A 24,892-nucleotide genomic window follows, 5' to 3' on the forward strand; every position below is an offset into this window, starting at 1 on the left:
CTTTTTCAAAACCTTAATTTTCCAAATAAATCATAGTAAAAATTTAATAATATTTAAGAAATTTCTTCTTTAAATTTCCTTACATCCCATTAATAAATTGACTACCCTATTCTTATGGGGTAATATATTCTTATATTAGTAAAGTTTGGGAGGGATATTATGTTAATAAAAAATTGTAATATAATTTTTATTGATAAAATAGAAAAAGGATCTGTTCTTATTGAAAATGGTAAAATAAAAGAAATAAACCCAACTGCTCCATATGAAGGAGAAACTATTGACGCTGAAGGTCTATATCTATCCCCTGGATTTATAGATGTACACATTCATGGAGCTGCTGGCTACGATACAATGGATGGTACTTCTGAAGCAATTAACGAAATTGCCAAAGCAATTGCTAAACATGGTACAACTTCTTTTACACCAACTACAATGACAGTGGCTTCTGAAGATATTGTACAATCTATGAAGGTTATAAAAGAAGCTAAATTAAACGGAACTGATGGTGCTAATGTTTTAGGTGCACATCTTGAAGGACCTTTTATTAGTCCTAAAGCTATTGGAGCTCAAAATCCTAAATATGTTTTAGCTCCTTCTATTGAAAACTTTAATAAAATAGTTGGTGACTATGAAGATGCTGTAGTATCTATAACTCTTGCTCCTGAAGTAGATGGTGCTAAAGAATTAATAAAATATCTATCAGATAAATCAATTAAAGTTTCTATAGGACACACTAAAGCTACTTACGAAGAAGCTATGGATGGAATAAATTGCGGATGTTCACATGCTACTCATTTATTTAATGCAATGACTGGATTTGCCCATAGAGAACCAGGAGTTGTTGGTGCTGTTTTTGATAGCCCTATAACAACTGAAACTATCTCTGACGGTATACACATATCATATCCAAGTCTAAGAACTGCTTATAAAGTAAAAGGAACAAATAAAGTTTTATTAATAACAGATGCTATGATGGCTTGTTCAATGCCTGATGGAATGTATAGTTTAGGTGGACAAGATGTTATAGTAAAAAATGGAGCTGCTAGATTAAAAGACGGAACTTTAGCTGGTTCTATTTTAACATTAGATAAGGCAGTTAAAAATGTTTATAATAATAGTGAATATGATTTATTTGAAGTTGTAAAAATGGCTACTTACAATGCTGCTAAGCACTGCAATGTTGAACATAAAAAAGGTTTAATAAAAGAAGGTTTTGATGCTGATTTATTATTATTCGATAAAGATATAGATATTAAACATGTTATAATAAATGGTAAATTAAACTACAGTAAATAAGCAAAAAATATTTTTAAAACTTAAATATATTTTATATTAAATAAAAGAGGATGTATCAAATTACAGATACATCCTCTCTGCCTTTTCTCTAGCTATATAGGTTCATTACTTGTGACTACTCACTTACGTAAAGAAGCTCTAATATTTTTCTACTTTGATACAGCCTCTTTTTTATTAATTTAAATTATAAAAAAATTCAGAGGCAATTTTATTTGCCTCTGAACTAAATCTATGTTAAATTATTTCATTAACTTTTTGATTTCTTCAACTTTTGTTAATTGCTCCCATGGTAACTCAACATCAGTTCTTCCGAAATGTCCATAAGCAGCAGTTTGCTTGTAGATTGGTCTTCTTAAGTCTAAGTCTCTGATTATAGCACCTGGTCTTAAATCGAATACTTTTTCGATTATTTCGATTATTTCAGCTTCACCCATTTTTCCTGTTCCGAAAGTATCAACAACTATTGAAACTGGTTTAGCAACACCTATAGCATAAGCTAATTGGATTTCAGCTTTATCTGCAATACCAGCAGCAACTAAGTTTTTAGCAACCCATCTTGCAGCGTAAGCAGCTGATCTATCAACTTTTGTTGGGTCTTTTCCTGAGAAGGCTCCACCGCCGTGTCTTCCCATTCCGCCGTATGTGTCAACAATGATTTTTCTTCCAGTTAATCCACTATCTCCTTGTGGTCCACCAACAACGAATCTTCCAGTTGGGTTGATGTAGTATTTAGTATTTTCATCTAATAATTCAGCTGGAACTACAGCTTTGATTACGTGTTCCATTAAATCTTTTTGAATTTGCTCTAAGCTTACTTCTGGTCCATGTTGTGTTGAAATAACTATAGCATCTATTCTTACTGGTTTATCATCTTCGTATTCAACAGTTACTTGAGTTTTTCCGTCTGGTCTTAAGTATGGTAAAGTACCATTTTTTCTAACTTCTGTTAATCTTCTTGATAATCTGTGAGCCATAGCGATTGGTGTTGGCATGTATTCTTCTGTTTCGTTAGTTGCATAACCAAACATCATACCTTGGTCTCCAGCTCCAACAGCTTCAACTTCATCTTTCTCACCTTGTCTTGATTCTAAAGCTTCATCAACTCCCATAGCTATATCAGCTGATTGTTCGTCTATAGTAGTCATTACAGCACAAGTTTCACAATCAAAACCATATTTAGCTCTGTCGTATCCGATTTCTTTTATAGTGTTTCTTACAACTTTAGGGATATCAACATAACAATTAGTTGTTATTTCTCCCATAACCATAACCATACCTGTAGTTACAGTTGTTTCACAAGCAACTCTAGCATTCTTATCTTGAGCTAATATTGCGTCTAATACTGAGTCTGAAATTTGGTCACAGATTTTATCTGGATGTCCTTCTGTTACTGATTCTGAAGTAAATAATCTTCTCATTTTAATTTGTTACCCTTAACATCTTAAGAGCAACGTCCTCCTTCCTTTTTTATATTAAAAAATAAAGTCCCTTACATAAGAAGAGACTTTAGTATTTAAAGCGCTCCCCTTATCTTGCAGATTTACACTGCAGGAATTGGCACCTTGGTATAAAATACTGGTTGCCGGGTTTCATTGGGCCCTGTCCCTCCACCTCTCTTGATAAGAGTTTTATTTTTTAACATCTTTTCAATATTCTTTTTTATCTTTTTAACTAAATTAACTAAAATTTTACTTTTACAAATGTAAAATTAAATAGACACTATCATAGTGTCTATTAATGGTGGTGGGAGAAGGATTCGAACCTTCGAAGTCGTCCGACAACAGATTTACAGTCTGCCCCCTTTGGCCACTCGGGAACCCCACCTTATATGGAGCTGACAATCGGAATCGAACCGATAACCTGCTGATTACAAGTCAGCTGCTCTGCCAATTGAGCCATGTCAGCATATAAGTTAATATTTTATTTTAAAATGGTGGTGGGAGAAGGATTCGAACCTTCGAAGTCGTCCGACAACAGATTTACAGTCTGCCCCCTTTGGCCACTCGGGAACCCCACCTTTTCATGGAGCTGACAATCGGAATCGAACCGATAACCTGCTGATTACAAGTCAGCTGCTCTGCCAATTGAGCCATGTCAGCATATATTTTGTTTTATGGTGGTCGCAACAGGGATCGAACCTGTGACCCCCTGCTTGTAAGGCAGGTGCTCTCCCAGCTGAGCTATGCGACCTTATTGGTGGTGGGAGAAGGATTCGAACCTTCGAAGTCGTCCGACAACAGATTTACAGTCTGCCCCCTTTGGCCACTCGGGAACCCCACCTTTTTTATGGAGCTGACAATCGGAATCGAACCGATAACCTGCTGATTACAAGTCAGCTGCTCTGCCAATTGAGCCATGTCAGCATATATTTGTTTTATGGTGGTCGCAACAGGGATCGAACCTGTGACCCCCTGCTTGTAAGGCAGGTGCTCTCCCAGCTGAGCTATGCGACCTTATTGGTGGTGGGAGAAGGATTCGAACCTTCGAAGTCGTCCGACAACAGATTTACAGTCTGCCCCCTTTGGCCACTCGGGAACCCCACCTTTTTTTATGGAGCTGACAATCGGAATCGAACCGATAACCTGCTGATTACAAGTCAGCTGCTCTGCCAATTGAGCCATGTCAGCATATTTATTTTTCCGATTTTGAAAACTTTTTATTAATTTCCTCAACCGACATTAACTAGTATATCCGTTACATTAACATATTTCAAACTAAAATTATCTCATTTTATTAAAATATCCTTTATTTTTTCTTTAATACTTTATTTTTCTTTATAATACTATTTATTTCTTTACTTTATTTTAAAACTAATTATTATTATTTTCTCATTACTATAATCCCTTGAATTCAGCTATATCCCCATGTAAATCTCTCACCTATTTCATATAGAAAAAGAAAAAGCATTCGTCTTCTCAGTTCTGTCAAAATAATTAAAACAGTACTTACTAAACAAAAGCTTCCTCAATTTAATATTCTATAAAAATTGCTCATTAATTCGCTGCTAGCTTTCTTTCTAATAATTCTACATTTATATAAGGTTCAAAAACTTCTTTTGCTGTTAAATAATCTTGCTTATCTAACCTCTTATTTAAAATATCTAATATTTCTAAGCAACATTCCATTTCACCTTTATTTTTTATACTAGATACTATCTTAGTATAATCACTCATTGATAATTTTTTACTTATAGTCCTTATTTCTTTTTTCTCTTCTTTTGTTAATTTATATAAAATTTCTTCTTTATTAACTTTAAAAAGCTTATTACCATTCTCTTGTTTTTCACTCTCTTCCTTTATTATATATTGACTATTTTCACCAAAATCTTCCTCTTCCTGTTCCTCTACTTTTTGCTCTTCTGCATTAATCTCTTCTTTATCTAATGATACTTTCACTTTATTTTTTATAAATTCTATTTCTTTATTTTTTAATTCACTGAATAAATTATTTTTTTCTATTTTATTTTGATTTTCTTGAACCATCATATAATCACTTTCATATAATGTACTATTATATGATAGCATTAGATAAATTGTTATTGCTGTAATTATTATAACTATTATTGAAAGATATTTTTTTTTCAAATCTATCACCTCAATTGAAAATATTGACAACAGAATAATTTTTTATACTATTTTTTTATTTTTAACTAAAAATAATTTTTTTTATACTAAAAGGAAAATTTCTTAAATAAATATTTTATATGCCTATTTATCTGATAGCTAGATACTGTTCCTATCTTCTATAAATAAGAGATAAACAGCCTCACGCTTTTAGATAATGCCCACTAAACATTCAGATGGAGTCAAAACTCTACTTGAATTAAGTTTCAGTTTATTATGGAGGTGATTTTTTGCCACGAATGAAAATAAAATTCAATGATCACTTAGCATATTTTCAGATAGCTAACTTTTTAAAAGATTATATAAGTGAAAATACTATTATCGTTTGTATAGGTACAGACAAATGCATAGGAGATTGTTTAGGTCCTTTAGTAGGTTTCTTATTACAAGAAAAAAATTTCCCTCTAAAAGTTTACGGTACCTTAGAAAAACCAATCCATGCTTTAAATTTAGATAAAGAAATAAAAAACATAAAAAAAGAAAACCCTAATTCATTTATTATAGCTTTAGATGCTTGTTTAGGTGATAGCAATGATATTGGTTGCATATGCTGTAGAACAGATTCTTTAAGACCTGGAAAGGGTGTTGGAAAGATTTTACCACCAATCGGTGATATATCTATAGTTGGTATTATAGACTCTTCTGATCGCAACGATTTATTTTCAACTAGAGGTATTCGCTTAGATTTGGTAATGAAAATGTCTCAAGCTATAACTACCTCTTTAATTGAAGCTTACTCATTAAAAAAATATAATTACAATTAAAAAAGCTGTATCAAAAGAAATTGACCTAAATATAAAAGTAATTTTACTATTATATTTTCAATACTTTTGATACAGTTTTTTATTCTATCATTCTTACTTCTTCTTCTTCCATTAATATATTCAATTTTTCAATAGTCTCTAAAACTTTTCCTGTTCCTTCAGCTACACAACTAATAGAATCCTCTGCTCCCCTTACTTGTACACCAATTTCACTTTCTAGATATTTACTTAATCCAAATAAAAGTGCTCCTCCTCCAGTCATTACTATTCCATCTTCCATTATATCTGCTGCCAATTCTGGCGGAGTTTTTTCTAGCACTGACTTTACACTATCTAAAATTAATTTTATAGGTTCTTTGATTGCCTCTCTAATTTCATCTGATGATACTAATATTTCATCAGGCAAACCAGTAACCATATTTCTTCCCTTTACCTTTGCATTTTCATTTCTTAACCCTGAGATAGCTGATGCTACACTAATTTTAAGTTGTTCTGCTGTACGCTCACCTATCATGAGTTTATTATTAACCCTTATGTATTTTATAATAGCTTCATCAAAAGTATCTCCAGCTACTTTTATTGAATCTCTTACAACTACACCACCTAAAGATATTACTGCAACATCACAAGTTCCACCGCCAATATCTATAACCATTCTTCCATTAGGCATAGAAATATCAACACCAGCCCCTATGGCTGCTGCTAATGGCTCTTCTATTAAATACACACCCCTAGCCCCTGAATTCCTAGTTGCATCAATAACTGCTCTTCTTTCTATTTCAGTTGCCTTCGATGGTATACATACCATTATTTTCCCAGGCGATTTTTTAACCTTCTTTATACTACCACTAATAAAATATTTAAGCATTTTTTCTGTTATATCATAATCTGAAATAACACCATCTCTTAATGGTCTCACAGCTACAATATTCCCTGGAGTTCTTCCTATCATATTTCTAGCTTCTTCACCAACTGCTAAAACCTTATTTTTTATTTTATCAACAGCAACAACTGATGGCTCTTTTAATACTATTCCTTGTCCTTTTACATATACTAACACTGTCGCAGTTCCTAAATCTATCCCTATATCTACAGAACTATTAAAAAACCTCATCATTTTACCCCACCTTTTTTATAATCTATATTTATACAGATCATCCCTATATTTTACATTATATATTAATTATTCCTTATTTATCAACAACTTTATATTTTAATTTAGTTGCCTTTCCTCCTCTTATATGTCTCTCAGCCTTATTTAAATCTAATATATCTTTAGCTTCATTAGCTATTCCTGGATTTAATTTAGGTAATCTCTCTGTCATATCTTTATGAATAGTACTTTTACTAACTCCGAAAACCTTTGCTGTTCTCCTAATAGTTGCTTTTGATTCTATTATATATTTAGCTACCTCTAACACTCTTTCTTCTATATAATCTTTCATGATTTCCTCCTAGCTATAAAAAAGTATATCTAAAACTTAGTTTTATCTGAGAACTAGTGCTTATAGTATTCCAATCCATTTTTAGTTGAAATATCTTTCTAGCATACTCTTAGATAGATTTGACTGAACATTTAATTTGAGATTCCTAATTCTATTTAGATAAAGTTTTACTAAATAGAAAATTTAAATTTCTATTAAAGAACTTTATCTGAATTAAATCTCACTTTATTTTTAGCCAGTCCCCCTATAGAGACTGGCCTAGTATTTTTATTTAACATATAAATATCTATATTTTATTTATTATTGCTAAATCTTACTCTTAAAGTTTTTTATTTCTTTATTGCAATTTCCTTAAAATACTTAGTTGGATTAATTGGTTCTTTATCTTTTTCAACATGTAATAATAAGTATTCTTTTGAAACTCTATCCTTAGGATTCATTTTTATTGAATTACCTACCTTACCAATCACAGCTCCTTGAGTTATTTTATCTCCAGCTTTAACCTTTATACTTTTATCTAAATTACCATAAAGTATTTTTACTCCATTAGCACATTCAACCAGTACATAATTACCTATTTTAGAATCTCCACTTTTAGCTTCTAATACAGTTCCATCAGTTGCTGATTTAACCTCTGTTCCTACAGGAACCTCAATATCAATTCCTTTATACACATTAGCTACCTTTCCATCATTCTCTAGTCTAGGTGCTATGTTAAATGTTCTTGTAATTAATCCTTTTTCTACTGGATTTATGAATTCTTTTGTTGGTTTTGCAGATGTAGCAACTGAACCTTCCTCATTGCTTGCCTCATTCTTCTTTTCTTCCTTAGCATTTACCTTTTCTTCTTCCTTTTTTACTAATTCCGCATCTGGAACTAAAGTATTATTTGTAGTAGACTTATCTTCAGGTACAGTATTATTGGCTACTGGTTTTTGTGTTTCCTTAGTTGCTTTTTTCCCTCCTGTATATATAGCTACAGTTGTGATAAGTAATAAGCATACGAATAAAACCACATAAAAACTTTCTCTCTTTAATAAATTTTTAAATTTTTCCATATCAACACCTCCTTTAAGTAGTCTGTCCTTTATTTCAAAATTTAATACATATATTACTAAAAGTTTTTACGACAAATAACTACAATAATTTTGAAATAAAAAAAGGAGCTATATCAAATCAACACCTGAGTTAACTCTACATTCATAAATATATTTTCCATCTGCCTATATAGCTAGATAAAAAGCAGAGAGGATGTATCTCTAATTCGATACATCCTCTAAATTTATTAAATCTCTTGTTTAGCTTCATTTAAATCTATTACCTTAGTTCCATTAAAATAATGTGATAATATTTCATCATATTTTTTTCCCTTCTTAGCCATAGCATTTGCTCCCCACTGACTCATTCCTACACCATGACCATAGCCCTTACAATAAATGTTCACTTTATTACCTGTTATTTTTATATTGAAATTTGCTGAATTTAATCCAAATAATTTTCTAAACTCCACACCAGTTAATGATATATTCTTTAATTTTACTTCTTTTACTGATCCTCCTTCGTTTCTACTAACTATCTTTATTGAATCCTTTATATTATTAGCATTTAAATCACTCTTATCATAATTCTTATTCACTATATTAATAAAATCAGATATACTAAAGTTCTTTTCTGTTTCATATTTAGGACTCTCCTCTTCCCCCTTACTTTCTACCGATCTCAAATAAGGAGCCTCAACCTTAAACACATCTAAAGCATTTTCAGTTTTCCCTGAACTTGTAGCAAAATATTGTGGATATTTTATCATTACATTATCATAGGCTAATACTTTATTTTTTGTTTTTTCCACTGTTTCATTAATTTTATTTTGAAATTTCTCTTTATCATATCCTATTTTCTCAATATTACTAGCATGAGGTCTATATACCTGACAATGGGTAGTATTACATATATGAGCATTTTTCCCCTTAGCCTTTGAACATGGATTTATCATTTTATTCATAACAAAGGTTCTTGCTAAGACTCCCTGAGCTATTAATGCCTCTTCATTAAATGCCATAGGCATTTCACTGCTAACAACACCTTTTACATATTCCTCTAACTCTACAGTAACTACTTTATTATTTCCCTCATCATAAACCTTTACTTTAGAAAAATCTATATTTAAATCCACTAACTTTTTTCCTGAATTTAATTTTTCTATTTTCTCATCACTTTTCTTATTATAATTTTTATTTATATTTTTATATTTACTATTTCCTAAAATACCAAATACAACTGGTATAGCCATAATTATTATTGCAACTAAACTAACTGTTAATACATTTTTATACTTAACAAGGTTTATATTAAGTTTAGTGAATTTTATATTTTTCCAATTCCTTTTTTTCACCTACAATCCCCCTTATAAAAAAATCCCATGTCTTTACTTTAATTAGAGTTCTCTTTATTTATATGTTATGTAAATTATAAAAATAACTTAAATGTTATCTCTTACTACTTTTTAACAAAGTAAAAAAGGAGTAAATCAAAGTGAAATAAAATTTCACTTTGATTACTCCTTAAACTTAATCCTCATCATTAATTCTATAAATATTTGCTCCTATTCTTCTAAATTTTTCTTCTATATTTACATATCCTCTATCTATATGATATATATTCCTTATGGTAGTATATCCATCTGCAATTAATCCTGCTAATATTAATGATGCCCCTGATCTTAAATCTGTTGCCTTAACATCTGAACCTGTCAATCTATTAACACCATTTATAACAGCTACATTACCTATTATTTTTATATCAGCGCCCATTTTCTGTAATTCTATAGCATTCATAAACCTATTTTCAAATACTGTTTCATTTATTAAACTTGTTCCATTACTAACTGATAAAAGACTCATCATCTGAGACTGCATATCTGTAGGGAACCCTGGATATGGCATTGTAATTATATCAGCAGGTCTTATAATTTTATTTCCTGTCACTATAACTGTCTTACTTCCTTCTAATACGTCAATATTAGCTCCTATTTCTTTCAATTTTTCTATTACTGGTTTAAGATGATTTACTTCTACACCATGTATCTTTATAGTTGAATTGCTTATTGCTGCAGCTATCATAAAAGTTCCTGCTTCAATTCTATCATATATAGGAGTATATCTTGTCCCTTTTAAATTTTTAACTCCCTCTATTTCAATAGTTTTTGTTCCTGCTCCCTTTATTTTAGCTCCCATGGATATTAAAAAATAAGCTAAATCTTCTATTTCTGGCTCCATAGCTGCATTTTCTATTATAGTCTTCCCTTCTAATAAAGTTGCTAACATTATTAAATTTTCAGTTGCTCCAACAGATGGAAAATCTAAATAAATAGTTCCACCTTTCATCTCACTACCATCTACTTCTATAAAGCCATGAGATTTAGTAACAGTTGCACCTAAAGCTTCAAAGCCCTTTATATGCAAGTCAATAGGTCTACTTCCTATATTACAACCTCCTGGTGAGGCAATTTTAAACTTTTTATATTTTGCTATCATAGGTCCCATAATTAAGAAAGAAGCTCTCATTTTTTGAACTAATTCACTTTTGGCAATGCTTTTACTTATGTTACTAGAATTTATTTTTAAACTATTCTCATTTCTATTGAAGTTAACTTCACAACCAATGTCTGCTAGAACTTCAGATATAACTTTAACATCTTCTAAAAATGGAACATTGTCTATTATTACAGTATCATCTGATAATATTGCTGCTGCTATTATTGGCAATACGGAATTCTTAGCAGCACTTATAGTAACTTCCCCACCTAAAGCATTACCTCCTCTAACAATTATCTTTTCCATTTTAACCCTCCACATATTTAATAGGTTATAAAAATAACTGGAGTTCCTATAATCATATAAACATCTTTGCTATCATTATAATTAACCACTGCATAATTTATTTTTTCCCCATTATTAAATTCAACAACACCGGTAATCCCTGAATCAATATTTATACTTTCTATATTATTTGGATTTAAATTTAATAGTTTATCCTCTAATATTTGTACATTTTTATTTACTCCAAAATTATTATTTACTTTACCCTTTAAATAACTTGAAATTTTTATATTCTTATTTGCTTTTTTCAAGCAATTCTCTAATACATCTATATTATTATTTTTACCTACTTCTTTTATTGTTATTTCAACATTTATACCTCGTTTTTCTTCAATGGCAAATATGTTAAGTTCTGTAGTATCCCCTTTTGAGTTAAAATAAAAGTTATTATTATATTTTTTAATCTTGCCTTCTATTTTAAATAAAGTTTCTATTTTTTTAATTTCTTCTTCTATACTACTTTGGCTTAAATATTTTCCTTGAACACCACTTTCTATAACAATACAGCTTTCATCCATAATAGTATTGTATATATCTAAATTATAGAATTTATTAATATTCACAAATGTTGATGCAGCTATTGTAATAGAAATTATAAAATTAAATAATTTTCCCATATAATCACCCCTCTTTTAATTATTAACTATATATGGAAAATTAAACATTTTTTATAAGCTTTCATACTATAAATATATTCACTTTCCTATTTATTTGTGATTATGATATTTATGGGTAAAATTCTTTTATTTTCTACAAAAAAAGACAGTAGATTTTAAAAATCTACTGTCCTTTATTTTTAAGCTTTATTCTTCCTAAAGCTCTTTTTAAAGATAGCTCTGCTCTCTTTTTATCTATATTAACATCTGTAGAAGCTAGTCTTTCTTCTGCTCTTTTCTTAGAAGCTTCCGCTCTTTCTAAGTCTATATCTCGAGCTTGAACTATAGAGTTTACACAAACAACAACATTATTATTCTTTGCTTCTATAATTCCTTCACCAACGAAATATACCTCTTCCATACCTAATTCGTCTTTAACATATAATTCTGTTGGTACTATATTAGATATAAAAGGTTCGTGGTCTTTTAAAATTTGAAATTCACCAACCATGCTTTTACATTTTAGAGAAAGTACTTCTCCATTTAAAACAATATCTTGTGGTGTTGCAATAAGTAGGTTAAATGTGTTCATATTATAACCTCCTCAATTATTCCATAGTTCTAGCGTTTTCAATTACTTCCTCAATTGAACCTGCGAATAAGAACGCTGTCTCTGGAAGATTATCATGTTTACCTTCTAGAATTTCTTTGAAACTTCTTATAGTATCTTGAACTTTTACGTATTTACCAGGACATCCATTGAATTGTTCTGCAACGTGGAATGGTTGTGATAAGAACTTTTGAACTCTTCTTGCTCTTGCAACAACTTTCTTATCTTCATCTGAAAGTTCTTCCATACCTAAGATAGCTATTATGTCTTGAAGTTCTTTATATCTTGCTAAGATTTTCTTAACTCCCATAGCAACATTATAATGCTCTTCTCCAACTATTCTTGGGTCTAATATTCTTGAGCTTGATTCTAATGGATCTACTGCTGGGTATATACCTATTTCAGTTAAAGCTCTTGCTAGTACTGTAGTTGCATCTAAGTGTGCAAATGTATTAGCTGGAGCTGGATCTGTTAAGTCATCTGCAGGAACGTATACAGCTTGAACTGATGTTACTGAACCATGTTTTGTTGAAGTTATTCTTTCTTGAAGTGCACCCATTTCATTAGCAAGTGTTGGTTGGTATCCAACTGCTGATGGAACTCTTCCTAATAATGCTGAAACTTCTGAACCAGCTTGTGAGAATCTGAATATATTATCAACGAATAATAATACATCTTGACCTTTATCTCTAAAATGTTCTGCCATTGTAAGACCAGTTAAAGCAACTCTCATTCTTGCTCCTGGTGACTCATTCATTTGTCCAAATACTAAAGCAGTTTTATTTATAACTCCTGAATCAGACATTTCAAGTATTAAATCTTTACCTTCTCTTGATCTTTCTCCAACACCTGCAAATACTGATAATCCATTGTGTTGAGTAGCTATATTACTGATAAGCTCTTGGATTAGAACTGTTTTTCCAACCCCTGCTCCACCAAATAGACCTATTTTTCCACCTTTTTGATATGGAGCCATTAAGTCTATAACTTTTATACCAGTTTCGAACATTTCTGGTTTAATTGATTGCTCGTGGAATGCTGGTGCTGGTCTGTGAATTGGGCTTTTTACCTCGTGTTCAACTTCACCTTTACTATCTATAGGATTTCCTAATACGTTGAAAACTCTTCCAAGTACCCCTTCTCCTACTGGTACTGAAATAGCATCTCCTGTATCTACAGCTTTTACACCTCTTTGTAATCCATCTGTGCTATCCATAGCTATTGTTCTTACTATTCCGTCTCCTATGTGTTGTTCAACTTCACATACTAGAGTTTTTCCGTTTTCCATTTCTATATTTATAGCATTATAAATTCCTGGAAGTACGTCTGATTCAAATTTTATATCTACAACCGGTCCTACAACTTGAATAACTTTTCCTATGTTCTCAGCCATTTGTAATTACCTCCTTTTTTTCTTTATAGATTCTGCTCCGCCAACTATTTCTGCTATTTCTTGTGTTATAGCACCTTGTCTTAATTGATTATATTTTACGTTTAAGTCATCAGCCATTTCTTTAGCATTCTTAGTAGCATTATCCATAGCTATCATTCTTGCATTATGTTCACTTGTTTTTGAATGGTGAACTGCATTGATTAGCTTTTCTTCTATATATCTCATTATGTATTCTGAAACTAATTCATCTGAATTTGCCTCAACATCATAATCTAATGTATCTGCTTTTGTATTATATTTTTCCTTATATTTAAAAGGTAGAATTTGCTCTTCTACAACCTTTTGTCTAGTTGCACTTTCATAATGAGTGTAAACTACACTTATTTGTCCGTATTCTTCTTTTAAAAATAAGTTGATTAATTCATTTCCTATTATCCTAGCTTCTTTTATAGTCATTACATCTTTAAAATCTGGATATTCTCTAACTATATCGTATCCATATTTATTTAAATAGTATCTACATCTTTTTCCTATTAATGCTACATCTATTATATCTGATTTTCCATATTCATTTCTAAGATAATTAGGTCCATTTCCGTTAAAGCCACCGCATAAACCTGTATCTGATCCTAAAAGAAATACTAGCTTTTTATCGCTTGAATTTTCTTTAATTAAAATATTATTTTCAGGACTTTCAGCATATTTGAATACGGCGTGCCCCATCTCTTCTAGGTTTGTTAAATAAACATTATTTTTTTCTAATTTTACTTTAGCTTTTCTCATTTTAGCAGCAGCAATCATAGACATCGCTTTTGTTGTCTTTTGAGTGCTTTTTACGCTTTTTATTCTATTTTTTAAAGCTAATAATCCACCTGATGGCATAAGCGCACCTCCAATCCTAAAAAGATGTGCATAGCTTATTAAGCTATGCCTATCTTAAAAGTTACCTTTAAATTTAGTTATTACTTCTTTTAAAGATGCTTCAACTTCCTTTGATAATATCTTTTCGCTATTTATCTTATCCATCATATCTTGATGATTTCTCTTTAAATAGCTTAAGAATTCAGCTTCAAATTTAGTTACATCTTGTACTGCAACATCATTTAAGTAATCATTAACTCCAGCGTACATCATTGCAACTTGTTCTGCTAATGATCTTGGGTTAAATTGTGGTTGCTTTAATACTTCAACTAATCTCTTACCTTTTTCAATCTTTCTCTCAGTGTCTTTTTCAAGATCTGATCCAAATTGTGCAAATGACTCAAGTTCTCTGAATTGTGCTAGGTCTAATCTTAAACCTTTTGCAACTTGCTTCATAGCTTTAGTTTGAGCACTACCACCAACCCTTGATACTGATATTCCTGGGTTTACAGCTGGCTTAACACCTGCATTGAATAATCCACTTTCTAAGAATATTTGTCCATCAGTTATTGATATAACGTTTGTTGGTATATATGCTGAAACATCTCCTGCTAAAGTTTCTATTATAGGTAATGCAGTTATTGAACCTGCTCCTAATTCGTCTGATAACTTAGCAGCTCTTTCAAGAAGTCTTGAATGAATGTAGAATACATCTCCTGGGTAAGCTTCTCTACCTGGTGGTCTTCTTAATAGTAATGACAGTGTTCTGTATGCAACTGCGTGCTTTGATAAATCATCATATACTATTAATACATCTTTACCTTGATACATAAAATGTTCTGCCATTGCAACCCCTGCATATGGAGCTATATATTGAAGTGGAGCTGGATCTGATGCTGATGCTGAAACTACTATTGTGTAGTCCATAGCTCCTGCTTCTGTTAATATATTTACAACGTTAGCTACAGTTGATTGTTTTTGACCTATAGCTACATAAATACAGATTACATCTTCTGTTCTTTGATTTATTATTGAGTCTAAAGCAATAGTTGTTTTTCCTATTTGTCTGTCTCCAATAATAAGTTCTCTTTGTCCTTTACCAATTGGAATCATAGCATCTATAGCTTTTATTCCTGTTTGTAATGGTTGATGTACAGGCTTTCTATCTAAAACTGCTGGTGCCTTTCCTTCTATTGGTCTGAAACCTTCGTTTTCTATTGCGCCTTTATTATCTATTGGGTTACCTAAAGCATCTACAACTCTTCCAAGGAAAGCTTTTCCTACTGGAACTTCTGCTACTTTACCAGTTCTAACTGCTGTATCCCCTTCACTTATTCCTTTTTCAGAACCTAATAATACACATCCAACGCTATCTTCTTCTAGGTTTAATGCCATTCCTAATGTTCCATTAGAAAACTTTACAAGTTCTCCTTGCATACATTTTCCTAATCCATAAACCTTAGCTATACCGTCTCCTACTTGTACTATAGTTCCTGAGTCTACTGAACTAAGTTCTTTTTCATAACTCTTTATTTCGTCTTTGATTACGGAAGTTAACGCTTCTGTATCGATATGCATAGACTCACCACCTTTTTTGATTTTTATTTTTTATTATTTATCAAGCATTAAAGATCTAAGCTCTTTGTATTTGGTTCTAAAAGTACCATCTGTTATATCATCTTTAACTTTTAAGTAAATACCACCTATAATACTTTTATCTACTTCAGCTTTTAATATAATTTTTTTATTATATTTAGCTTCTAATTTACTAATAAGCTTCTCTTTTTGTTCTTCTGTCAATTCTACTGCTGTTTTTACTAAAGCAGGAATTTCATTATTTGTATTTGAATAAATACTATTTAATTCTTTTGAAATTTCATTTAAAGAACTAAACATATCCTTTTCAATAAGTATAAGTAAGAAAGAAAGTAAATCTTTATCAACTTTATCTATAAGTTGTTGTCTTATAACTTCTTGTTTTCTTTTCACACTTATTTCATGATTTTCAATAAAATTATGTAACTCTGAATTAGTGTTTATTAAATTAGATATTTCTTTTATATCTTTTACATACTCATCTAATCTTCTATTTTCCTTAGCAATATCATATATAGCTAAGGCATAGCTTTTACTTAACCCATCAGTCATAATTAAATCCCCACCTTATCTATGTATTCATCAATAAGGTCTCTATGTATGTTTTCGTCAACTGATCTTTCTAAAACTTTTTGTGACATCATTATTGCAACGTCTACAGTTTTTGTTTTTAAATCTAATAAAGCATCTGCTTTTGCTGCTTCGATTTCTTCATCTGCTCTACTCATAAGTGCTTTTGAATCTTTCTCAGCTTTAGCTAATATTTCTTTATATAATTCTTCAGCTTCTTTTTTCTTATCAGCTACGATTCTATTGCCCTCTTCTCTAGCTGCTTTTAACATTTCTTCATATTCTAATCTAAGCTTTCTTGCTTCCTCAACGTCTGCATCAGCTTTGCTTAATTTATCTAATACAAGATTTTGTCTTGCTTCTATAGCATCCTTTATCTTATTCCAGAAGAAATATCTTAGAATTGCTAGTAATATTAAAAAGTTAATTAGAGTAGCTAATATTGTTAACCAATTTATTCCCATATCCAATGTTTCCTCCTTCGGATTCCATTAAAATTATTCTTAGTTATTATTTTACGAATAATAATATTATTGATATAACGAATCCGTAGATTGCAGTTGCTTCTGATAAACCAGCTCCCATGATGAATAAGCTTTGAATTTTATCTGCTGCTTCTGGTTGTCTTGCTATCGCTTCTGTTGCTCTACCTGTTGCTATACCTATACCTATTCCTGCACCTATTCCTGCTAATACTGCTATTCCAGCACCTAATAATGTTAATCCCATAATCTTGGTTCCTCCTCAGTTTTTAATTTGTTTTTTCTTTTGTTTGAAATTAGTGTTTTTCTACAAGTTTTATATTTACCACTGTTAGCATTATAAATATGATAGTTTGTATAGTACCATCAAAGATATCAAAATAGAAATGTGCTACTATTGGAAGCCCTATTTGTGCTGCCCATGTTATTCCACCTAACCATTTATATAATAATTCAGTAATAATTACAGCTGCTAACATGTTACCAAATAAACGTAACGCTAACGCTACTGGGAATACTACTCTTTCCATTATTGTTAATGGAATCATAGCCCAGTGTGGTGCTGCATATCCTTTCAGATAAGCACCTAAGCCATTTTTTCTAATGGCATTTCCATGTATAACTAAAATAGATATTATAGTTAAAGCTATGGAAACGTTTAAATCTTCTGTAGGTTCGTGGAATCCTATTAATCCTAAAGTATTCATCATAAATAAGAACAATGCTAAAGTTCCTACAAATGGTATATACCCCATATATTTTTCTCCCATGTTGCTACCTATAACATTAGAAATAGTATCATATAACATTTCTAAAGCTACTTGCATTTTACCTGGTTTAACTTTTAATGATCTTGTAAATAGTATTCCTACTATTATTAGGAAAATCATTATACCCCATTGTAAAACTACAGGACCTTGAAAAACTATGCTACCAATTTTAACTGTAAACATAGGTTCAAATATATTCATTGAATCACTTCCTTTCCATATTAAGTTATTATTATTTATTTTGTATATTAATGTTTATTTTTTTCTTTTCTTTTAGAATAAATAAACATTGCTACCTGATGGAAAATAAGTCCCGTCATATAGAATAATAAAGTTTTGTAGTCATGCCTAAATAAATAAGCAATCCCCACTATAACTACCATTCTTATTATATAACTTACTTGGATAAGTATTGTTGAACCTTTTTTACTGTTAAAGCTTCTATTTATCACTAGAGCATTGACAGCAAAATTAACAATTGCCACTATGGTTCCGATAAAAAAAGCAATTCCATAGTAGATATTGAAAATTAGAATTATAATTGATAGTATAGTACCTAATAAAATATCTATTTTTGAGATTGCAGAAACCATTTTTAATATTTCTTTTAATTCTTTGTCCAATCTTTTCACCAATTAAATCCCTCCATTATTTCGGGATGATTATCCATGTGATATTATAAGATTAAAATATAAATTTTAAAAACCTATTTTCTTCTCAAATATACTGTTTTTTAACCTTTTGTTTACTATAAGTTAATATTGCTCTATTTTTCTTCATTATGTACACATTTTCTTAATTTTTCGTTAATATGATATTTTTTTTTAATAAAATTTCTTTTGTCAGAAAATTCTGATAAATACTCTTTAAATCCTTTATTTATCATATTTTTTTATAACTTTAATTAATATAAAGCTTTAATTGAAATTTTTTTAACAATTTTATTTAAAATATATTTTGATAATGTTTTCATTCTTATTTTTTATACATATTAATTGAATGTTTTTAATGATATAATTTCATATTTTTTTTATATTTTTTGCTCTTTTTTTATATTTATTTATCTTTTTTTTTTAATCAGCATATTTTTTCTTTTATTTTTTATTATTTTATATATATTTTTAACTTAATCAATTTAATGTTATTTATATATATTTATTTCAAATTTATCATTCTAATAAATTAACCTCTCACTTCATTAACCATTTGTTAACATTTAATACTTTAACAAGAAATAAAACCTTATACTTTTTCAAAAGATCTAACCCCCAATTTAAATCAGTTCATTACTTTTCAAATACTTTTAATATTCATTTCAATCAAAAAAAGCTAAACTACTAAAACTATTAAATATAGGTTTAGATAATTTAGCTATTTTTATTCATCTTTTTTATTTATTTTTCAACTATTAAAGCTGTTCCAAGCCCTCCACCTATACATAAAGTAGCCAATCCTGTTTTTACATCTTCTCTTTTTTGCATTTCGTGAAGTAATGTAACCAATATTCTTGTTCCTGAAGCACCTACTGGATGTCCTAAAGCTATAGCCCCTCCATTGACATTTACTTTTTCCATATCAAACTCTAAATCTTTAGCAACTGCTAAACTTTGAGATGCAAAAGCTTCATTTGCTTCTATTAAATCTATATCACCTATTGTTAATCCTGAATTTTCTAGAGCTTTCTTAGTTGCATGGAATGGTCCATATCCCATTATTGATGGATCTAATCCTTTTGTTCCATAAGAAACTATTTTAACCATTGGTTTTAAACCAAGTTCAGCAGCTTTTTCAGCACTCATTACAACCACTGCAGCAGCACCATCATTTATTCCTGATGCATTACCTGCTGTTACTGTACCATCCTTTTTAAAAGCTGGTCTTAATTTCGTTAATTTTTCAGTAGTTGTTCCGAATCTTGGGAACTCATCTGTATCAAATACAATTGGTTCACCTTTTCTTTGTGGTATAACAACTGGTACTATTTCCTCTTTAAATTTACCATTTTTTATAGCAGCTTCAGCCTTTGCTTGAGAAGCAGCAGCAAATTCATCTTGCATTTCTCTAGTTAAATTCCATTGCTCAGCTATATTTTCAGCTGTAATTCCCATATGATATCCTTCAAACGCATCAGTCAGAGCATCATTTACCATAGAATCTATCATTTGACCATTTCCCATTCTTTGACCATATCTAGCTGTTTTTAATACGTAAGGTCCTTGTGACATATTTTCCATTCCACCAGCAACTATTATGTCAGCATCTCCAGCTTTTATCATTTGAGCTGCTAAAGATACTGTTCTTAGTCCTGAACCACATACCTTATTTATAGTCATTGCTGGAACTTCTACTGGTAATCCAGCTTTTACAGCCGCTTGTCTTGCTACATTTTGTCCAAGACCAGCTTGAACAACATTTCCCATTAATACTTCATCAACTTGATTTCCGCTAACTCCAGCTCTATTTAAAGCCTCTTTTATAACTATTGCTCCAAGTTCTACTGCTGGCACATCTTTTAATGTTCCACCAAAGCTTCCTAAAGCTGTTCTTACAGCACTTACTATTACTACTTCTCTCATATAAACTTCCCCCTAAGCATATCATTTACTTGTAAAAAATTATATAATTATAATTTAATTACATTATATCTATTTTATGTATATTATTCAATAGAAATTTGTTAAAAATAAAACAATCTTTTTAAGTATAAAAAAACTATACCAAAAAATAGATATTTTATACATAAATCTATTATTGGTATAGTCATATTCTAATTATTTGTTTTAAATTCTTCTACTTCACCATCAAATTTTCCATAATATTTAAGTATAGCATCTACTATTCTTTTTGATGCAATTCCATCTCCATAAGGATTCACAGCTTTACTCATCAAACTATAATAGCCATTATCATTTATAAGCTTATTAGCTTCTTCAACTATTTTTTCCACATCAGTTCCAACTAGTTTAACTGTTCCAGCTTCAACAGCTTCTGGTCTTTCAGTTACTCCTCTTAGAACTAATACTGGTTTTCCTAAATGAGGTGCTTCTTCTTGTAATCCACCTGAGTCAGTCATTACCATGAAACATTTGTTCATTAAGTTATGAGTTTCTTTAGTATCAAGAGGTGGTAATAAGTGAACTCTATCTTTTCCTCCTAATTTAGCTTCAACAACATCTTTAACTATAGGATTTAGATGTACTAAGTAAACTAATTCTACATCCTCATTTTCTTCTACTATCTTATTTAAGGCTTCACAAATATTTTCTATTCCTTCACCCCAATTTTCTCTTCTATGTGCTGTTATCATTATAACTTTTTTGTTTTCAAAATCTATTTTATTTAATTGATCATTTTCAAAAACATAATTTTCTTCAACTGTATGTTCCATTGCATCTATAACTGTATTTCCAGTTATAAATATATCACTTTCATTTATACCTTCTCTTAAAAGATTCCCTTTTGAACCTTTTGTTGGTGCAAAATGAAGATCCGCTAAAGCTCCTGTAAGCTTTCTATTCATTTCCTCTGGGAATGGGAAATACTTATCAAAAGTTCTAAGTCCAGCCTCAACATGACCAACTCTTATTTGTTGATAAAACGCTGCAAGACCACTAGCAAAAGTAGTTGTTGTGTCACCATGAACTAATATCATATCTGGTTTTTCTTTTGTGAAAAGCTCTTCTAATCCTTCTAATATTCTATTTGTTATTCCAGTTAAACTTTGACGTGTTTTCATTATATTAAGATCAAACTCTGGAGTTATTTCAAAAAGTTCTAAAACTTGATCTAACATTTCTCTATGTTGTGCTGTAACACATACTTTTGATTCTATTTCTTCTCTTTTTTCTAATTCTTTTACTAGAGGAGCCATCTTTATAGCTTCTGGTCTAGTTCCAAATATAGTTAAAACCTTGATTTTATCCATTTTTTTCGTTATAAAAGTTTCTTAAAGACAAAACTTTTTAACGAATTCACCTCCCTTTGTACTATAATCATTGTAAATAACTTTTATATTATGCTTAGCTAATATAATATACCATTTTTCCACCTTTGATAAAATAGTTATTATTTAATTGAACCTTTTATTGGTGCAAAATGAAGATCAACTAAAGCTCCTGTAAGCTTTCTATTCATTTCCTCTTAGAAAGGGAACTACTTATCGAAAGTTCCAAGTCCATCCTCAACATAATCGACTCTTATTTATTAAAGCCTTACTTTATAATAACATAGCTAAATATTATAGCAACTAAAAATAAAATTAATTTATATTTAAACCCCATTTTACTACAAAATAACCCCTAATTTACTGCTCTAATTACAAAAATTCAGAGATAGATTTTCTAACCTTATTACATAAATTCAACTTAGCTTAATTAATAATCTAGTCAAATCCTACTTAGAATCCTACCCCTGAACAGAATTTTATTTTATATAACTTATTTTATTATAATTATTTTGTTCCAAATAATCTGTCTCCAGCATCTCCAAGACCAGGAACAATATATCCATTTTCATTTAATTTTTCATCTATAGCACCTACGTATATATCTACATCTGGATGATTTTCCATAACATGTTTTATACCTTCTGGTGATGATATTAGACACATTAATCTTATGTATCTAGCCCCTTTTTGCTTTAGAAGTGTTATAGCATCTACAGCTGAACCACCAGTTGCAAGCATTGGATCAACAACTATAACTTCTCTATCTGCAATATCTTGAGGTAACTTACAGAAATACTCTACAGGTTGAAGAGTTTCTTCATCTCTATATAACCCTATATGTCCAACTTTAGCTGCTGGTATTAATTTAAGCATACCATCAACCATTCCTAACCCAGCTCTTAATATTGGAACTATAGCCATTTTCTTCCCAGCTAAAACTTTTGATTTAGTTTTACAAATAGGTGTTTCTATTTCTATTTCCCTTAATTGTAAGTCTCTTGTTGCTTCATAAGCCATTAACATTGAAACTTCTTCTACTAATTCTCTAAAATCCTTAGCTCCTGTTTCCTTATCTCTTATAAAAGTTAATTTGTGTAATATTAATGGATGTGCTATTTGTGTTACCTTACTCATTTTTAATTCCTCCCTATTTTCAAACAATTATTTATTTTTATTTTCTAATTCAGCTATTTTATTAACCCTTCTTTCATGTCTACCACCCTCAAACTTTGCATTTAAGAATGTATCAACTATATCTAAAGCTAATCCCTTTCCTGTAACTCTTTCTCCTAAAGCTAAAATGTTAGCATTATTATGTTCTCTGCAAGCATGTGCACTAAATGTATCTGAACATAAAGCTGCTCTAATTCCTGGAATTTTATTAGCTGCTATAGAGATACCTATACCAGTACCACATATTAATATCCCTAGGTCACATGTTTTTGAAACTATTGCATTTGCAACTTTTTCCGCTATATCAGGATAATCACAAGACTCTAAACTATATGTTCCAAAGTCTTCAAACTCTATCCCTTTTTCTTGTAAGTGTTTTAACACTTCTTCTTTTAGTATAAATCCACCATGGTCGCATCCTATTGCTAACTTCATAACTTAGTCCTCCCTATAATAAAATTTTTATTCTTTTGTTTATCTGATAACTAGTGTTTGCAATACTCCACTTTTCTATAAGTTAGACTAAACAAACACAGCTTCTCAAATAACCTCCACTAAAATTCAGATAAAGCATTAACTCTATCTAAATTAAGTTTCAGTTTATATAAAAAAAAAGAAGAATAAGAAAAAATCCCTATTACTTCTTTAAATTAAGCATAACTAATATTAAAATAATTAAATATTAATGCTTATTAATTAAAGAATTAATTTTTTAATTAAATAAGCATCAATATTTTTTGGATAGATAATGATATGAAATAAAATAACTTATAAAAAATTCTTTTTCTATCAACTTTTTCTTCATACCACTACCTCCTATTCTAATTACACATCTATTATATCAAAGCCACAAGCTTTTTTTAACCTATTCATTATGGCTATTCCTATTCCACTTTCTTCAAAAGCTTCACTAAGAATAACATCTACACCTTTATCATCAAAAGCTCTTAAGCTCTCAAATAGGCTTCTAGCAATTTCATCAAGGTTTTCTCTACTACCTAAACTAATGACATCTACATCTTTATATCTATCCTTAGTTTCATCTGTAGCGATTATACCTACTTTTAAATTGTCATCTCTGTAATTATGCACCATTTTTATAATTTTTTCAACCATTTTTTCTTTATTTCCTCGGATTACCCTAACTTTTGCTTTTGGTGCATAATGTCTATACTTCATTCCTGGTGCTTTAGGTTTAAAATCACTATTAGTTGTTTCTAATAATATAGCTTTATCTATATATGCTCCACTATGAAACTCTTGAAGCATTTCTAAGGTCACTCCACCAGGTCTTAAAATACAAGGTGGATCAACTGTTAAATCAACTATAGTTGATTCTACTCCAACATCACTTTTTTCTCCACCTATTATATAATCGACTCTACCATCTAAATCTTCCACACATCTTTCCATATCTGTAGGACTTGGTCTTCCTGATATATTAGCTGAAGGTGCTGCTATAGGAACTCCACTTTTCTTAATTAACTCTAAAGCAATTTTATTATTGGGCATTCTTATTCCTATAGTCTCTAAATTAGCTGATGTTTCTTTTGGTATTATAGCTTTCTTTTTTAATATTAATGTTAAAGGTCCTGGCCAAAATTTATCCATTAATTTTTCTGCTATTTCTGGAATTTCTTCAACATATTCATCTATTTCTCTTGAAGCTACATGAATTATTAAAGGATTATCCTGTGGTCTTCCTTTAGCTACAAATATTTTTTTAACAGCTTCGTCATCTAAAGCATTAGCACCTAATCCATAAACTGTTTCTGTAGGAAAAGCAACAGTCCCTCCATTTTTTATAACTTCAGCTGCTTCATTTAAAAAATCTTCTTGTAGTTCTAAATTTTCTATGTAAGCCTTTTTAGTATACATATTTAATCACC

24 protein-coding genes, 10 tRNA genes and 1 riboswitch are annotated in these 24,892 nt (G+C 30.2%); of the genes, 2 read left to right on the forward strand and 32 right to left on the reverse strand.

The genetic code is table 11. From position 1 onward, the window contains the following. Positions 1-159: 159 nt before the first annotated feature. On the forward strand, positions 160-1,296 hold the full coding sequence (nagA, locus tag ARA19_RS13360; RefSeq protein WP_055071465.1) for an N-acetylglucosamine-6-phosphate deacetylase: 1,137 nt from the start codon (positions 160-162) through the stop codon (positions 1,294-1,296). 239 nt (positions 1,297-1,535) lie between these two features. Here nagA and metK read toward each other — a convergent pair whose 3' ends face one another. The 12 genes from metK to ARA19_RS13420 form a co-directional block, all read right to left on the reverse strand. After that, positions 1,536-2,714, reverse strand: coding sequence for a methionine adenosyltransferase (gene metK, locus ARA19_RS13365; protein WP_055071466.1), 1,179 nt, complete (start codon positions 2,712-2,714; stop codon positions 1,536-1,538). Between the two features lie 106 nt (positions 2,715-2,820). Continuing rightward, a riboswitch (SAM riboswitch) is annotated at positions 2,821-2,922 on the reverse strand. Between the two features lie 112 nt (positions 2,923-3,034). Further along, a tRNA-Tyr gene (locus ARA19_RS13370) sits at positions 3,035-3,120 on the reverse strand. Between the two features lie 5 nt (positions 3,121-3,125). Next, positions 3,126-3,201: transfer RNA gene (locus tag ARA19_RS13375), tRNA-Thr, on the reverse strand. A gap of 26 nt (positions 3,202-3,227) precedes the next feature. Further along, positions 3,228-3,313 (reverse strand) — tRNA-Tyr (locus ARA19_RS13380). Between the two features lie 6 nt (positions 3,314-3,319). Continuing rightward, positions 3,320-3,395 (reverse strand) — tRNA-Thr (locus ARA19_RS13385). 15 nt (positions 3,396-3,410) lie between these two features. Continuing rightward, positions 3,411-3,486: transfer RNA gene (locus ARA19_RS13390), tRNA-Val, on the reverse strand. 4 nt (positions 3,487-3,490) lie between these two features. Continuing rightward, positions 3,491-3,576, reverse strand: a tRNA-Tyr gene (locus ARA19_RS13395). A gap of 7 nt (positions 3,577-3,583) precedes the next feature. Next, positions 3,584-3,659 (reverse strand) — tRNA-Thr (locus ARA19_RS13400). A gap of 14 nt (positions 3,660-3,673) precedes the next feature. Beyond that, positions 3,674-3,749, reverse strand: a tRNA-Val gene (locus tag ARA19_RS13405). A gap of 4 nt (positions 3,750-3,753) precedes the next feature. Next, positions 3,754-3,839, reverse strand: a tRNA-Tyr gene (locus tag ARA19_RS13410). An 8-nt stretch (positions 3,840-3,847) separates the two neighbouring features. Further along, positions 3,848-3,923, reverse strand: a tRNA-Thr gene (locus tag ARA19_RS13415). Between the two features lie 366 nt (positions 3,924-4,289). After that, a complete protein-coding gene (locus ARA19_RS13420; protein ID WP_055071467.1) occupies positions 4,290-4,880 on the reverse strand; it encodes a hypothetical protein in 591 nt (196 codons plus the stop codon). Between the two features lie 278 nt (positions 4,881-5,158). Here ARA19_RS13420 and yyaC point away from each other — a divergent pair, with 278 nt between their 5' ends. Then, the gene (gene yyaC / locus ARA19_RS13425) at positions 5,159-5,683 is read left to right on the forward strand and encodes a spore protease YyaC (protein WP_423230617.1); all 525 of its coding nucleotides are present in this window, start codon (positions 5,159-5,161) and stop codon (positions 5,681-5,683) included. 79 nt (positions 5,684-5,762) lie between these two features. On the opposite strand, the gene mreB is transcribed toward yyaC, so the two are convergent. From mreB to ARA19_RS13525, 20 genes are all read right to left on the reverse strand, one after another. Beyond that, complete coding sequence (gene mreB, locus ARA19_RS13430) at positions 5,763-6,797, reverse strand: rod shape-determining protein MreB (protein ID WP_055072124.1); 1,035 nt, start codon at positions 6,795-6,797, stop codon at positions 5,763-5,765. 76 nt (positions 6,798-6,873) lie between these two features. Then, the gene (gene spoIIID, locus ARA19_RS13435) at positions 6,874-7,128 is read right to left on the reverse strand and encodes a sporulation transcriptional regulator SpoIIID (protein ID WP_055071469.1); all 255 of its coding nucleotides are present in this window, start codon (positions 7,126-7,128) and stop codon (positions 6,874-6,876) included. 329 nt (positions 7,129-7,457) lie between these two features. After that, entirely contained in the window at positions 7,458-8,186 is a 729-nt protein-coding gene (locus tag ARA19_RS13440) for a M23 family metallopeptidase (RefSeq protein WP_055071470.1), read from the reverse strand. 227 nt (positions 8,187-8,413) lie between these two features. Beyond that, positions 8,414-9,520, reverse strand: a complete 1,107-nt coding sequence (gene spoIID / locus ARA19_RS13445; RefSeq protein WP_055071471.1) for a stage II sporulation protein D — start codon at positions 9,518-9,520, stop codon at positions 8,414-8,416. Between the two features lie 175 nt (positions 9,521-9,695). After that, a complete protein-coding gene (gene murA / locus ARA19_RS13450; protein WP_055071472.1) occupies positions 9,696-10,967 on the reverse strand; it encodes a UDP-N-acetylglucosamine 1-carboxyvinyltransferase in 1,272 nt (423 codons plus the stop codon). A 17-nt stretch (positions 10,968-10,984) separates the two neighbouring features. Beyond that, the gene (locus ARA19_RS13455) at positions 10,985-11,623 is read right to left on the reverse strand and encodes a hypothetical protein (protein WP_055071473.1); all 639 of its coding nucleotides are present in this window, start codon (positions 11,621-11,623) and stop codon (positions 10,985-10,987) included. 163 nt (positions 11,624-11,786) lie between these two features. Next, a complete protein-coding gene (gene atpC, locus ARA19_RS13460) occupies positions 11,787-12,194 on the reverse strand; it encodes an ATP synthase F1 subunit epsilon (RefSeq protein ID WP_055071474.1) in 408 nt (135 codons plus the stop codon). 16 nt (positions 12,195-12,210) lie between these two features. Then, positions 12,211-13,605 (reverse strand): F0F1 ATP synthase subunit beta, encoded by a 1,395-nt coding sequence (atpD, locus tag ARA19_RS13465; protein ID WP_055071475.1) that lies wholly within the window; start codon positions 13,603-13,605, stop codon positions 12,211-12,213. 6 nt (positions 13,606-13,611) lie between these two features. Next, entirely contained in the window at positions 13,612-14,487 is an 876-nt protein-coding gene (gene atpG, locus ARA19_RS13470; protein ID WP_055071476.1) for an ATP synthase F1 subunit gamma, read from the reverse strand. 54 nt (positions 14,488-14,541) lie between these two features. After that, positions 14,542-16,044 carry a F0F1 ATP synthase subunit alpha gene (gene atpA / locus ARA19_RS13475; protein WP_055071477.1) on the reverse strand — a complete coding sequence of 501 codons (1,503 nt, stop codon included), beginning with the start codon at positions 16,042-16,044 and terminating at the stop codon, positions 14,542-14,544. A 33-nt stretch (positions 16,045-16,077) separates the two neighbouring features. Continuing rightward, positions 16,078-16,614: a F0F1 ATP synthase subunit delta gene (locus ARA19_RS13480; RefSeq protein WP_055071478.1), complete on the reverse strand. Its 537-nt coding sequence runs from the start codon at positions 16,612-16,614 to the stop codon at positions 16,078-16,080. Between the two features lie 2 nt (positions 16,615-16,616). Next, positions 16,617-17,096 carry a F0F1 ATP synthase subunit B gene (locus ARA19_RS13485; RefSeq protein WP_055071479.1) on the reverse strand — a complete coding sequence of 160 codons (480 nt, stop codon included), beginning with the start codon at positions 17,094-17,096 and terminating at the stop codon, positions 16,617-16,619. Positions 17,097-17,142: 46 nt separating this feature from the next. Next, positions 17,143-17,361 (reverse strand): ATP synthase F0 subunit C, encoded by a 219-nt coding sequence (gene atpE / locus ARA19_RS13490; protein ID WP_055071480.1) that lies wholly within the window; start codon positions 17,359-17,361, stop codon positions 17,143-17,145. A gap of 49 nt (positions 17,362-17,410) precedes the next feature. Next, the gene (locus ARA19_RS13495) at positions 17,411-18,085 is read right to left on the reverse strand and encodes a F0F1 ATP synthase subunit A (protein ID WP_055071481.1); all 675 of its coding nucleotides are present in this window, start codon (positions 18,083-18,085) and stop codon (positions 17,411-17,413) included. Positions 18,086-18,132: 47 nt separating this feature from the next. Further along, positions 18,133-18,516 (reverse strand): ATP synthase subunit I, encoded by a 384-nt coding sequence (locus ARA19_RS13500; RefSeq protein ID WP_242862449.1) that lies wholly within the window; start codon positions 18,514-18,516, stop codon positions 18,133-18,135. Between the two features lie 762 nt (positions 18,517-19,278). Beyond that, positions 19,279-20,460 carry an acetyl-CoA C-acetyltransferase gene (locus tag ARA19_RS13505; RefSeq protein WP_055071483.1) on the reverse strand — a complete coding sequence of 394 codons (1,182 nt, stop codon included), beginning with the start codon at positions 20,458-20,460 and terminating at the stop codon, positions 19,279-19,281. 191 nt (positions 20,461-20,651) lie between these two features. After that, positions 20,652-21,809, reverse strand: a complete 1,158-nt coding sequence (gene wecB / locus ARA19_RS13510) for a non-hydrolyzing UDP-N-acetylglucosamine 2-epimerase (RefSeq protein WP_055071484.1) — start codon at positions 21,807-21,809, stop codon at positions 20,652-20,654. Positions 21,810-22,334: 525 nt separating this feature from the next. Next, on the reverse strand, positions 22,335-22,964 hold the full coding sequence (upp, locus tag ARA19_RS13515; protein WP_055071485.1) for a uracil phosphoribosyltransferase: 630 nt from the start codon (positions 22,962-22,964) through the stop codon (positions 22,335-22,337). Positions 22,965-22,991: 27 nt separating this feature from the next. Further along, on the reverse strand, positions 22,992-23,438 hold the full coding sequence (gene rpiB, locus ARA19_RS13520; RefSeq protein ID WP_055071486.1) for a ribose 5-phosphate isomerase B: 447 nt from the start codon (positions 23,436-23,438) through the stop codon (positions 22,992-22,994). A 390-nt stretch (positions 23,439-23,828) separates the two neighbouring features. Beyond that, complete coding sequence (locus ARA19_RS13525) at positions 23,829-24,881, reverse strand: L-threonylcarbamoyladenylate synthase (protein WP_055071487.1); 1,053 nt, start codon at positions 24,879-24,881, stop codon at positions 23,829-23,831. Positions 24,882-24,892: the final 11 nt, after the last annotated feature.

Origin of the sequence: Clostridium massiliamazoniense, from assembly GCF_001403635.1 — a bacterium.
Taxonomy (GTDB): domain Bacteria; phylum Bacillota; class Clostridia; order Clostridiales; family Clostridiaceae; genus Sarcina; species Sarcina massiliamazoniense.

Bases quoted from the DNA above. Each gene is read 5' to 3' on its own strand.
- nagA (WP_055071465.1), top strand. From the start codon at position 160: ATGTTAATAAAAAATTGTAATATAATTTTTATTGATAAAATAGAAAAA.
- metK (WP_055071466.1), bottom strand. From the start codon at position 2,714: ATGAGAAGATTATTTACTTCAGAATCAGTAACAGAAGGACATCCAGAT.
- yyaC (WP_423230617.1), top strand. From the start codon at position 5,159: ATGAAAATAAAATTCAATGATCACTTAGCATATTTTCAGATAGCTAAC.
- mreB (WP_055072124.1), bottom strand. From the start codon at position 6,797: ATGAGGTTTTTTAATAGTTCTGTAGATATAGGGATAGATTTAGGAACT.
- spoIIID (WP_055071469.1), bottom strand. From the start codon at position 7,128: ATGAAAGATTATATAGAAGAAAGAGTGTTAGAGGTAGCTAAATATATA.
- ARA19_RS13440 (WP_055071470.1), bottom strand. From the start codon at position 8,186: ATGGAAAAATTTAAAAATTTATTAAAGAGAGAAAGTTTTTATGTGGTT.
- murA (WP_055071472.1), bottom strand. From the start codon at position 10,967: ATGGAAAAGATAATTGTTAGAGGAGGTAATGCTTTAGGTGGGGAAGTT.
- ARA19_RS13455 (WP_055071473.1), bottom strand. From the start codon at position 11,623: ATGGGAAAATTATTTAATTTTATAATTTCTATTACAATAGCTGCATCA.
- atpC (WP_055071474.1), bottom strand. From the start codon at position 12,194: ATGAACACATTTAACCTACTTATTGCAACACCACAAGATATTGTTTTA.
- atpD (WP_055071475.1), bottom strand. From the start codon at position 13,605: ATGGCTGAGAACATAGGAAAAGTTATTCAAGTTGTAGGACCGGTTGTA.
- atpG (WP_055071476.1), bottom strand. From the start codon at position 14,487: ATGCCATCAGGTGGATTATTAGCTTTAAAAAATAGAATAAAAAGCGTA.
- atpA (WP_055071477.1), bottom strand. From the start codon at position 16,044: ATGCATATCGATACAGAAGCGTTAACTTCCGTAATCAAAGACGAAATA.
- ARA19_RS13480 (WP_055071478.1), bottom strand. From the start codon at position 16,614: ATGACTGATGGGTTAAGTAAAAGCTATGCCTTAGCTATATATGATATT.
- ARA19_RS13485 (WP_055071479.1), bottom strand. From the start codon at position 17,096: ATGGGAATAAATTGGTTAACAATATTAGCTACTCTAATTAACTTTTTA.
- atpE (WP_055071480.1), bottom strand. From the start codon at position 17,361: ATGGGATTAACATTATTAGGTGCTGGAATAGCAGTATTAGCAGGAATA.
- ARA19_RS13495 (WP_055071481.1), bottom strand. From the start codon at position 18,085: ATGAATATATTTGAACCTATGTTTACAGTTAAAATTGGTAGCATAGTT.
- ARA19_RS13505 (WP_055071483.1), bottom strand. From the start codon at position 20,460: ATGAGAGAAGTAGTAATAGTAAGTGCTGTAAGAACAGCTTTAGGAAGC.
- wecB (WP_055071484.1), bottom strand. From the start codon at position 21,809: ATGGATAAAATCAAGGTTTTAACTATATTTGGAACTAGACCAGAAGCT.
- upp (WP_055071485.1), bottom strand. From the start codon at position 22,964: ATGAGTAAGGTAACACAAATAGCACATCCATTAATATTACACAAATTA.
- rpiB (WP_055071486.1), bottom strand. From the start codon at position 23,438: ATGAAGTTAGCAATAGGATGCGACCATGGTGGATTTATACTAAAAGAA.
- ARA19_RS13525 (WP_055071487.1), bottom strand. From the start codon at position 24,881: ATGTATACTAAAAAGGCTTACATAGAAAATTTAGAACTACAAGAAGAT.